The organism is Dryocola sharpae (genome assembly GCF_051307055.1).
GTDB lineage: Bacteria > Pseudomonadota > Gammaproteobacteria > Enterobacterales > Enterobacteriaceae > Dryocola.
In genome coordinates this window covers 2,784,659-2,795,318 of the sequence record NZ_CP149994.1, presented here as the reverse complement: position 1 = coordinate 2,795,318, position 10,660 = coordinate 2,784,659, and the positions used below count along the sequence as shown (strand labels likewise).

Below are 10,660 nucleotides of genomic sequence, written 5' to 3'. Positions count from 1 at the left end.
GTTTCCGGAAGGCGTAAAGCGCTTAGAGGTGAAATAGCCGTGAGTTTCCCCACGGCTTATCGCTTAGCTTCGAAACACCACTTCGGCCCAGCGGGCAAGGCCGGCGGTTACCGAGCCGAAATCATTGCCCCCGGCAAGCGCTATGCCCGGCAGCAGCTGCGCCAGAGCATGTTTGATCATCGGCGATCGGGCGCTGCCGCCGGTGAGATAGATCACCTCCGGTTTCACATCGCTGGTTTCCAGCGCCAGCATAACCTGCTCCAGAATGCGCTGTAGCGGCTGGCTGATAGCGACTGAAAGCTCTGCCTGCGTGATGTCGCAGCCCAGCTCTTTGGCGATAAACGGCAGCATCGTGGCAACCTGCTTGCTGTCGGAAAGGGCTATTTTGCTCTCTTCCGCCGCCCGCACCAGGCGATAGCTCAGGCGCTGACGCCAGACCTTTTGCAGATACGCTACCTTGTCCGGTTCGCGCGCGTCGCGCACCAGCTCGCCCAGCATTCTTCCGTTAGCGGTACTGTAAAATTCGTTCTGCGCCGGAACATCGTTGATGGCCACGGCGTTCCACCATGGCAATACGGGAAGGGCGATCCCCTTTTCCGTTTGCCCGCCCATGCCAAGCAGCGGCGAAAGCTGCTTGTATGCCAGCATTATGTCGAGATCGTTTCCGCCAACGCGGCAGCCGCTGTGGCCGAGCAAGCTCTGCTCGCGATCGCGGCGGGTGCGCCATTGCGGCCCCATCAGCAGAACAGAGCAGTCCGTGGTGCCGCCGCCGATATCAACGACCAGGACCCGTTTCTCTTCGCTGAGCGAGGCCTCAAAATCAAGCCCTGCGGCAACGGGTTCAAACTGAAACACCACCTCCTGGAACCCGGCGCGATGCGCCGCACGTTCAAGGATGCCCTGCGCCTGCCGGTTAGCCTCTTCACCGCCCAGACCCTGGAAATTAACCGGACGGCCAATCACCGCCTGGTTAATGGGCTCCGCTATCTGCGTTTGCGCCTGCTGGCGAATATGCACCATCATGGCGCAGACTAAATCTTCGAATAACGCCACCTGCTGTGGTTTCAGCCCGCTGGCGCCGAGAAATGATTTCGGCGACTTTACGAAGTAAACCTCTTCAGGATCTTCCATATACTGACGCAGCGAACTCAGACCAAACTGCACGCTGCCTGGCAGGACGTCGATATCTTCTTCGCGGTTAAATGACACGGCGCGGCGCAGCAGCGCCTGCGTTTCATCGCCATTCGCCGGAACCTGATGGTGGCGATAAAGCCATTCGCTGACCGCTTCGCGCGTGGGGGCGCACAGCATGGAGGGAAGCAGGGAAGAACCATTTTCCATTTCCAGAAGCTGTGGTGCGCCATCGCGCATCACCGCAACTGAACAGTTTGCCGTACCATAATCAAAGCCGATAAATTGCATAATATCCCCATGCCGGTGAGAAGGGGGGCGACTTTAGCGGAATGCGTCGTCGCGGGCAACTGAATATCAAAGCAAGGCAATATCCGGCATTTACTATTATGCTAACCCCATAAAATTACACGGGAACAGACTATGTTTGAGCTTGGCTATCACCCGCCTTATGACTGGGACTGGATGTTCAGTTTTCTGGCCGCGCGTGCGATTTCCGGCATTGAAACCGTGACGCCGACGCGCTATTGCCGCAGCTTTGCCCTGGGCCAGCATCAGGGGCTGATTGCGCTCGAACCTGATGAAAAGCGCCGCGTGCTGAAGATAACGTTATCCGCCGGATTGCTGCCGGTAGCGGAAGAGGTGCTGGTAAGAATAAGGCAGCTGCTCGATCTGGATCGCAGGCCCCAGCTGCTGCTGGAAAGCCTGGGCGAACTGGCCCAGGCGCGCCCCGGGCTGCGACTGCCGGGCTGCATGGAGGCTTTTGAACAGGCGATTCGGGCCATTCTGGGACAGCTGGTGAGCGTGGCGATGGCGGCGAAACTCGCGGGGAAAGTAGCGCAGAGCTTTGGGGAACCGCTGGCAGGCTTCCCGCAATGGCGCCTTTTTCCCACGGCCTGCAGGCTTGCGGCACTGGAGCCTGAGCAGCTAAAGCCGTTAGGGATGCCGTTAAAACGGGCAGCGTCGATCGTTAATCTGGCACGGCTGGTAGACGCCGGAGCGTTTCCGCTGACGGCTCCGGCGGACGTTGAGCTGGGGGTGAAGCAACTGATCGCCCTGCCTGGTATAGGACGCTGGACGGCAAACTATTTTGCGTTACGCGGCTGGCAGGCAAGCGACGTATTTTTACCCGACGATTACCTGATTAAACAGCGCTTTGCTGGTATGACGCCCGCCGGGATCCGTCGCTACGCGGAGCGCTGGCAGCCCTGGCGCTCTTACGCCCTGCTGCATATCTGGTACAGCGACGGCTGGCTGCCGAAAAACTAAACTATAAAGATGAAATTGGATTAAAAAAACAGGATTACAACTTGTAACTCAATTCGGTAAGTATGAAAATCTTGCGTTGTAATTCCTATAAAACCTTAAACAAACTTTAGTTCTGCTTATGTCCGGCCTTTAAAGCGCTTAACTTAGAAAGGGTAAACTATGAAAATTTTGGTGACAGGGGCGACGGGTTTTGTCGGTAGCAAACTAATGACAGCACTCAAAGTCAAAAATTATGAGGTTACAGGGACGTCACGACGTTCGCTACAGTCAATGCCTGAACTGATCAATATCGGAGAGATTTCAGAGCAAACGGATTGGTCTGAAGCCCTCCATGGGGTTGATGTTGTTATACATACAGCCGGGCGCGCTCATATGATGAACGATCAGGCTGATGATAAATTGACTGAATTTCGTCGGGTAAATCGCGATGCCACGCTTAAGCTTGCCCATGACGCAAAGGCTGCTGGTGTTACGCACTTTATTTTTATTAGTTCGATTGGTGTTAATGGGAATGCCACTTCAGGCGAATCTTTTAGCGAAATATCTAAACCCGTAACCACCTCTGATTATGCCATTTCAAAATTAGAGGCTGAGCTAGCTTTAAAAGAACAATTTGCTGATACCTCAATGGCTATTACCATCATTCGCCCTGCGCTTATCTGTGGAGAGAATGCTCCAGGCAATATTTTACGTTTACTCAAACTGGTTGAAAGCGGTGTTCCGCTTCCTTTCAAAGGGGTTAAAAATAAACGCGGTATGGTCTCATTAGATAACGTTGTTAGTTTTATTATTACATGCATTGAAAATCCTCTGGCAAAAAATGAATTATTTGTGCTTGCAGATAAAGAAAAACCGACAACCGAAGATATTATCCGCGCTTTTGCTAACGGCATGAACAAACCAGCCAGAATTATCTGGTTCCCATCTCCGATTATAAAATTTGGGTTGAAGGCGATTGGCAAAGAGAATATCTATGAACAACTTTTTGGTTCATTAGAAATTGACTCAACCAAAGCCGCTCGGCTTCTTAACTGGCAGGCTCCAGTAACTCTTTATGAAACAATGGAAAAAACTGCAGCGTTTTATTCTAAGGAAAATAAATAATGTTGGAGTTCGTTGGAGCAGTTGCTGTATTCATTTTTGCTTTTGTGCTTACATGGGGTTTACGTGTTTACGCATTAAAAAATAACGTGATAGATGTACCAAATCAACGAAGCTCTCATTCGGTTCCCACGCCACGAGGCGGCGGGGTGGCGATAGTTGTTGGTTTCCTGGTCGGCATCGTTTTATTTTACATAATCGGCATTGTGCCTCTTTTCCAGATGCTTTCGTTATTTATTGCAGGCATATTTACCGCCATAGTTGGTTTCCTTGACGATCATGGCCATATTGCTGCCCGCTGGCGCTTATTGATGCACTTTCTTGCCGCCGCCATAGGTTTATATTTTCTTGGGCAATTCCCAGTAATTGATCTTTTTGGCTATCAATTCTCTGCTGGGTGGCTGGGGATGCTTTTCGGTCTGGTATATCTGGCGTGGATGCTTAATCTTTATAATTTCATGGATGGCATTAACGGCCTGGCAAGTATGGAAGCTATTATGTTTGCCTTGATGTCCGGCGTTGTGATGGTATGCAGTGTGCCGAATACCATGGAAACCAGCCAGGTTGCTATACTTTTATTGTTGGGATGTGCCGCTCTGGGATTTATCTTCTGGAATTTTCCAACCGCGAAAATTTTTATGGGTGATGCAGGAAGTGGGTTTCTTGGCATAACAATTGGTTTGATTGTTCTGCATATAGCCTTACTCGATAGCAAACTATTCCTGGCCGAAATTTGCCTGCTGGGGATCTTTATCGTCGATGCTACGATGACTCTTTTACGCAGGCTAATAGGGGGGAAAAAAGTATACGAAGCTCATGCCAGCCATACCTATCAAATACTTGCCCGTAAATATGGATCACATAAACCTGTCACCATTGGGGCTTTCATTATTAACGTCGTATGGTTGCTGCCTTTCGCGTTGCTGATAGCCAATGGGAAGGTGACAGGCGTGGTAGGTGTATTGATTGCCTGGCTGCCATTAATAGCAACAGCATATTATTATGGTGCCGGTGTTAAAGATAAGGGGCAGGAATAAGCATGAACAAGAGCCTGTTAATTTTGGGGGCGGGTGGTCATGGTCGGTGTATCGCCGAACTGGCTATTCTGTCAGGTCAATATAGTCAAATTGCTTATTTGGATGACGCCTGGCAGAAGGAAAAAAATCTGAACGCTATGATACTTGGACCTATTGACAGCCTTAAAAGCCATAAAAATTTTACTCATGTTGTTATTGGTATTGGTAATAACAGGGTAAGAAGGAATTTACAATTACACGCTTTGGCAGGAGGTTTTGAACTCGAAACGCTGGTTCATCCGGGTTCATGGATAAGTCCTTCAGCGCAACTTGGCAAAGGATGCGTTGTGTTTGCTGGTGTGGTTATCGGTTCGCAGACCCAAATTGGTGATGGGGTGATTATCAATTCTAACTCAACGGTGGATCACAACGGTGTGGTAGAGGAATTTGCTCATCTGGGTGTGGGAGTACAACTGGCGGGCGGATGTCATATTGGTAAAGGCGCTTTTGTACAGGCTGGTTCATGCGGAGGCTTTGGGGCTCTTGCCGAGTCTCACGTTACTTATGCTGCTGGATCAACTTTGAAATCGCGAGCATGATGCTCGCAATGAATTGGTTAAAAATATGCTAACTTTTTTACTGACGTTACCCAGACCATTAAAAAGAATCATTACTCTGGCTATTGATGTTGTCCTTTTGCTTTGTGCTTTTTGGTTTGCATTTTGGGTGCGTATAGATTCTATGACCCCGCTAAACAGCCTGCCGCATTGGGAATTGATTTTATCTATTATATTGATTACTTTGGTTTTTTTTGTTAAGTTGGGGTTGTATCGTGCCGTTATACGATATATCACAGCTAAAGTCTTAGTTGCAGTAAGTGTCGGTATGGTGGCTTCAGCGATCTTGCTTATTGTTACGGCGTTTTACACTAACGTTTACCTGCCACGTACTATTCCTTTCATCTATTTCTCCTTTGGTATGTTAATGATTGCGGGTTCGCGACTTGCACTCAGAATGATTATCAGCCGAGGCCTGCGATTAGGTACCAAAGTGATTATCTATGGTGCTGGCGCATCGGGTCGGCAACTGCTGCCAGCCTTGAGTCAAGCTGCTGAATATTATCCGGTTGCTTTTGTTGATGACAATCCACTTCTACAAGGCAGCGTCATGCACGGTGTGACGGTATATGCACCGGAAAAACTGATTTGGTTGGTTGAAAAATACGAGGTGAAAAAGATCCTTCTTGCGATGCCAAGCGCCAGCCGTTCGCGGAAAAATGAAGTCATCAAAATGCTTGAAGGCCTGCCTTGTGAAGTCTTATCCATTCCGGGCATGGTTGAGCTTGTAGAAGGCAAAGCCAGAATAGATAGTTTGAAAAAAGTATCCATTACCGATCTACTTGGCAGAGATCCTGTCGATCCTGTACCTGAGCTAATAGCCAAAAATATACACGCAAAAGTTGTCATGGTTACAGGAGCTGGCGGTTCAATTGGTTCCGAATTATGTCGTCAAATTCTGCGTAACGCCCCACAAGCGTTAGTGTTGTATGAGATGTCTGAATTTGCTTTGTATGCTATTGAACGTGAGCTTGCAGCCTATATCGCAGAGCATAAACTTACTATTATGCTTTATCCGGTTCTGGGAAATGTCCAGAACCAGGCGCATATCGAAAAAGTTTTGCAACGCCTTCACGTAGCAACAATTTACCATGCTGCTGCCTACAAGCATGTGCCATTAGTTGAATACAACGTGGCTGATGGTGTGCGCAACAATGTATTCGGAACTTTAGCTTGTGCCCAGGCCGCAATTCAGTGCCAGGTAGCTAACTTTGTTCTCATTTCAACTGACAAAGCTGTTCGTCCGACTAATACAATGGGCGCGACAAAACGCATGGCGGAACTCGTTCTGCAAGCCTTGTCTGCACAGCATTCAGCAACCACGTTCAGTATGGTTCGCTTTGGTAATGTGCTCGGTTCTTCCGGTTCTGTTGTACCTCTGTTTGAAAAGCAAATTGATGCGGGAGGCCCGATAACTCTGACGCATCCAGATATCATTCGCTACTTTATGACAATACCTGAAGCTGCCCAGTTGGTCATTCAAGCGGGCGCCATGGGCAATGGTGGGGATGTATTTGTGCTTGATATGGGCGAGCCCGTAAAAATAATCGACCTGGCACACAGAATGGTAACACTCAGTGGGCTAACGATTCGTGACGCGTCCAATGTAGATGGTGATATTGAGATCAAAACGACCGGCTTACGGCCGGGTGAGAAACTCTTTGAAGAGCTATTAATTGGTGAAAATGTTTCGGTTACACAACATCCACGCATCATGACTGCAAATGAAGTGATGTTGTCATGGCCAGAACTTGCTAAGTACCTGGATGAGTTAAATATCGCGTGTACTCATTTTGATCAAGAGCGCATCAGGGAGTTATTACTCAAGGCGCCAACTGGTTTTAAACCAACTGATGAAATTTGCGATGTTATCTGGAAAGCACGCGAAGTATAAAATCTGAGATGCAATTTAAAAACGGCGCTGGAAAAGCGCCGTTTTTTATGCAGTTTCTGAGGCGGTTTATTTCCGGTTACCTTATCAGTTAATCGCAAAATAACCGGTATTCAGCAGCATGGTCAACGGCTGCGGCGCGCTGATGGTTTCGCCATAAATCAACTCTATGCCGATACCGGAAAGGGTATCCATCACCATCGGCGAATCCGCCGGACCTGCTATGGCCTGCAGCGTCAGGCGTTGCGCATGGCCGTGAATAATGGTCACCATCATTTCGTCCATCAGGTTGCAGTGCACGTTCTGGATGAGCTCGCTATCGATAATGAGGTAGCTGAAAGCCTGGCGGCCGATGCGTTCAAAAATGTCCAGATCCCGGCCTGTGTGGGACAAAATCATCTGGCAGCCCCGGTCGCGCAGACGCTGCAGATTTTTTTGCATATGTTCGTATTCGGTCAGCAAAGATTCGCTGCTGATTTGCAGGTGCAGCAGACGAGCCGGAAGCGGGCTGCCATCCAGCATGGCAAGCAGTTCATCGATAAAAGCGTCGCTTGCAAGCCCGGCAGGAGAGAGTGGAAGCGCAATGCCGAAACCTTTCTGCGCGAACTGCGCCGCAAACTGAAGGAAGAATTCGTTGAACACCCGACGGTCAAGGGCGTGCTGCAGCTCGCTTTCGATAAGCCCGTTGCGGAAGCTTTGTTCTTCTATAGCTTCTCCTTCGCTGCTCCACAACTTGAGCGACAGCAGATAAAAGCTGGTGGACTCAGGCACGCGCGGCGGCGCGGCGGCCTGGGCAAGCATCAGAATCGGGTTTTCATTAATGATGCGCCACTGTTCATCTATAGCCAGCGCGCTGCGGCTTTTATGCAGGTAATGCTGCTGTACTTCGAAGACGGTAACGCGTCCGCGGCCGCTGTTTTTCGAGGCATAGCAGGCGATATCCGCCTGGGACAAGACTTCCGAGGCCACTTTGTTGTCGGCGTCAATCTGGGTGATCCCGGCGCTGGCGCCGATACGATGCAGGCGGTCATCCCAGACGAAGTGATAGTCGTTAATGCTGTTGATAATACGCTCAGAAATATAGCGGGCATTATCCGTTGAGCAATCCGGCAGCAGCAGGCCGAACTCATCGCCGCCGAGCCTTGCAAGGAAATCGCCGGTGCGCAGCATGCTCAGCATCAGGGAAGAGAGTTCACGCAGCAGCGCGTCACCGGCGGCGTGCCCGGCGGTATCGTTAACCGCTTTGAACCTGTCGAGATCGATAAATACCAGCGCATGGCGCTGTCGATTTTCGCCTGCGCTTTGTAACAGGCGCTTGAGATGTTTTTCAAAGCTTACGCGGTTGGCAAGGTGCGTCAGGCTGTCGTGCGAGGCGCTGTAGCTAAGCTGTTTGAGCATCTTACGCGACTCGGTAACGTCCTGGATAACGAGCACCGAACCGATACTTTGTCCATCTAACGTCGTCAGCGGCGTAACGTTGTAATGAATATCATGGTTGCCGCCGTTACGGCAGTGGAGCACCACATCCTGTTCAATGGCCATGCGCGAATAATCGCCGCTGTGGATGTTTCCCAGCGCCGGGCCGGTATCGCCAAAGGTGATGCGTAAAATCGTAAGGATATGCTGGCCAATCGCTTCGTCCTGCGGCCAGCCGCTGAGTTTCTCCGCTATCGGGTTCATAAAGGTGACGTTCATGTCGATATCGGTACAAATCACCGCCTCGCCGATGGAATCCAGCGTGATGTGCAGGCGCTCTTTTTCCTGATACAGGGCTTCGTTAAGCTGCTTGACCTCGGTCATATCAATGTTGATGCCGAGCAGGCGTTCCACATCACCGTTTTTATTCAGCACCCGGTTGGCCAGAGAGCGTATATGACGAATGCCGTCCGCAACTTTTATGCGGTATTCCAGCTTGAACGGCATGCGCGCCCGCAAAGACTCATGCACAATTTTTTCAGCCTGCGGCAGATCTTCAGCGATGATGCACTCCGACCAGAGCTTATAGCTGGGCTTCACGTGCGGCTGCACTTCGTAGAGATCGAACATGCGTTTGTCCCAGCTAATCACGTCGCTTGCCAGATCCCATTCCCAGATCCCGATACCGCCGGCTTCGTTTGCAAGCGTAATGCGTTCCATCAGGCGTTTATTGATCCACTCGGTGTGCTTAAGATCGTTGATATCTTCAATCTGGGCTATCAAATAAAGGGGAGAGCCATCGGTGTCGCGGACCACGGAAACAGCCAGCAGGGCCCACACAACGTCTCCTTCGCTGGTGTAATAGCGCTTCTCCATCGAATAGCTGTTGATATCTCCGGCAAGCAGCATCTCAAGCTGGTAAAGATCGGCATGCAGGTCTTCCGGATAGGTGATCTGCTGGAAGGTCAGCGCGCGTAGCTGATCTGTCGTATAGCCCAGAAAATTGCTCAGCGATTTATTAACCTGAATCCACTGGCCTTCAATGGACACCAGCGCCATGCCGATGGCGGAATATTCCATCGCATTACGAAAACGTGCCTCGCTCTCGGTGATGTGTTTACGCTCTTCGCGAAAGGAATACATCAACATCGTCATCACGTTGAGCGGGAACAAAATCATCAGGAAGGGGAGCCACTGGGAGTTATCCACCATCTTCAGATGCGGTATCTCCATCGCAATGCCCCTGGCGGACATCATTAAAGAGACGCCCATCAGCGTGGCGAGGAAAATGGTAAAGGCTTCCAGACGCGGCAGCCGGATGGCGCTCCACATCAAAAGAACGATAATAAAGGTGAAGGGCCAGGGGACAAAGCGTATAACGAGATAGCTCAGCGCAAGGGTGACAGCAAAGGTAATCAACGCTTCGAATAGCAGCTTCGGATTATAAGATCGCCAGAAATAACGAGGCTTGATGAGCAGGCCCGCCGGGAGCAGCGCCAGCGCCCCGACGGCTTCGGAAAGTACCCAGACGAAGAGCATTTTTGCCGCACCGCCGTCTTCAGGGCCCGCCAGCCAGACGGCGAGCAGGCCGCTCAAAATGGGCGGTACTATCGCGCTACAAAAAGTAAGGCGAATCCAGCCGTTGAGGTTCTGCAAGGGATGATGCAGGGGCAAAAAGCGGCGCATCAGCACCGCCGTTATCAGAGCCTGAATAACATTGATAACGGTAAAAATCAGGTTTATTTCCTTCAGCGGCAGCAAAAATGCCGTAGCACTCACGCTGCCCGCCGAGCAAAAAACGGCTATCACAGGCCACAGACGCGGTGGATTGCGGAAAAAGGCGACTGCCATCACCGAGGTTGGGAACCATAACGGTGCCAGCAGGGCGCCGGCGGGAGTTAACTTGAGCGAGTAAAAAGTAAAAATAAAGCTCAGTAATCCCAGGCACAGCAGGAGCAACTTGTGTGGAATAGTGCCCTGCTGATGGATATTATTTTTGGTCATTCCAGCAAAATCCGTTAAGGCAGTGCCGCCAGGTGCATGCCCGGATGCAAAAATAGGATAGGTTCGGTTTATGCTAGTACAAACAATTTACAATTCCTATGGCGTCTGCTCATAATTTAACATCAAGGTGTTATAAAAAATGCGGCCGCTCCGGGCTTATTTTCATTTGCTGCCGTCGGCACGCTATCGTCCCGGTGAAGCCGTGCTGCAAATTA

General features: G+C 50.4%; 7 protein-coding genes. 5 read left to right on the top strand and 2 right to left on the bottom strand.

Features of this window, described 5'->3' with window-relative positions:
• Positions 1–63: 63 nt before the first annotated feature.
• Positions 64–1,422 carry a molecular chaperone gene (gene yegD / locus WLO31_RS13410; protein ID WP_435927099.1) on the bottom strand — a complete coding sequence of 453 codons (1,359 nt, stop codon included), beginning with the start codon at positions 1,420–1,422 and terminating at the stop codon, positions 64–66.
• Positions 1,423–1,554: 132 nt separating this feature from the next.
• On the opposite strand from yegD, the gene alkA reads away from it, so the two are divergent.
• The 5 genes from alkA (at position 1,555) to WLO31_RS13385 (ending at position 7,028) form a co-directional block, all read left to right on the top strand.
• Positions 1,555–2,400: a DNA-3-methyladenine glycosylase 2 gene (gene alkA / locus WLO31_RS13405; RefSeq protein WP_435927098.1), complete on the top strand. Its 846-nt coding sequence runs from the start codon at positions 1,555–1,557 to the stop codon at positions 2,398–2,400.
• A gap of 159 nt (positions 2,401–2,559) precedes the next feature.
• Positions 2,560–3,504: an NAD-dependent epimerase/dehydratase family protein gene (locus WLO31_RS13400; RefSeq protein WP_435927097.1), complete on the top strand. Its 945-nt coding sequence runs from the start codon at positions 2,560–2,562 to the stop codon at positions 3,502–3,504.
• Positions 3,504–4,538, top strand: a complete 1,035-nt coding sequence (locus WLO31_RS13395; protein ID WP_435927096.1) for an MraY family glycosyltransferase — start codon at positions 3,504–3,506, stop codon at positions 4,536–4,538. The genes WLO31_RS13400 and WLO31_RS13395 overlap by 1 nt, the downstream gene beginning before the upstream one ends.
• Before the next feature lie 2 nt (positions 4,539–4,540).
• Entirely contained in the window at positions 4,541–5,116 is a 576-nt protein-coding gene (locus tag WLO31_RS13390; protein WP_435927095.1) for an acetyltransferase, read from the top strand.
• Positions 5,117–5,141: 25 nt separating this feature from the next.
• The gene (locus tag WLO31_RS13385; RefSeq protein WP_435927094.1) at positions 5,142–7,028 is read left to right on the top strand and encodes a polysaccharide biosynthesis protein; all 1,887 of its coding nucleotides are present in this window, start codon (positions 5,142–5,144) and stop codon (positions 7,026–7,028) included.
• A gap of 84 nt (positions 7,029–7,112) precedes the next feature.
• Here the strand turns inward: WLO31_RS13385 and WLO31_RS13380 are convergent, their stop codons facing one another.
• Entirely contained in the window at positions 7,113–10,445 is a 3,333-nt protein-coding gene (locus tag WLO31_RS13380; RefSeq protein ID WP_435927093.1) for a diguanylate cyclase, read from the bottom strand.
• Between the last annotated feature and the right edge of the window lie 215 nt (positions 10,446–10,660).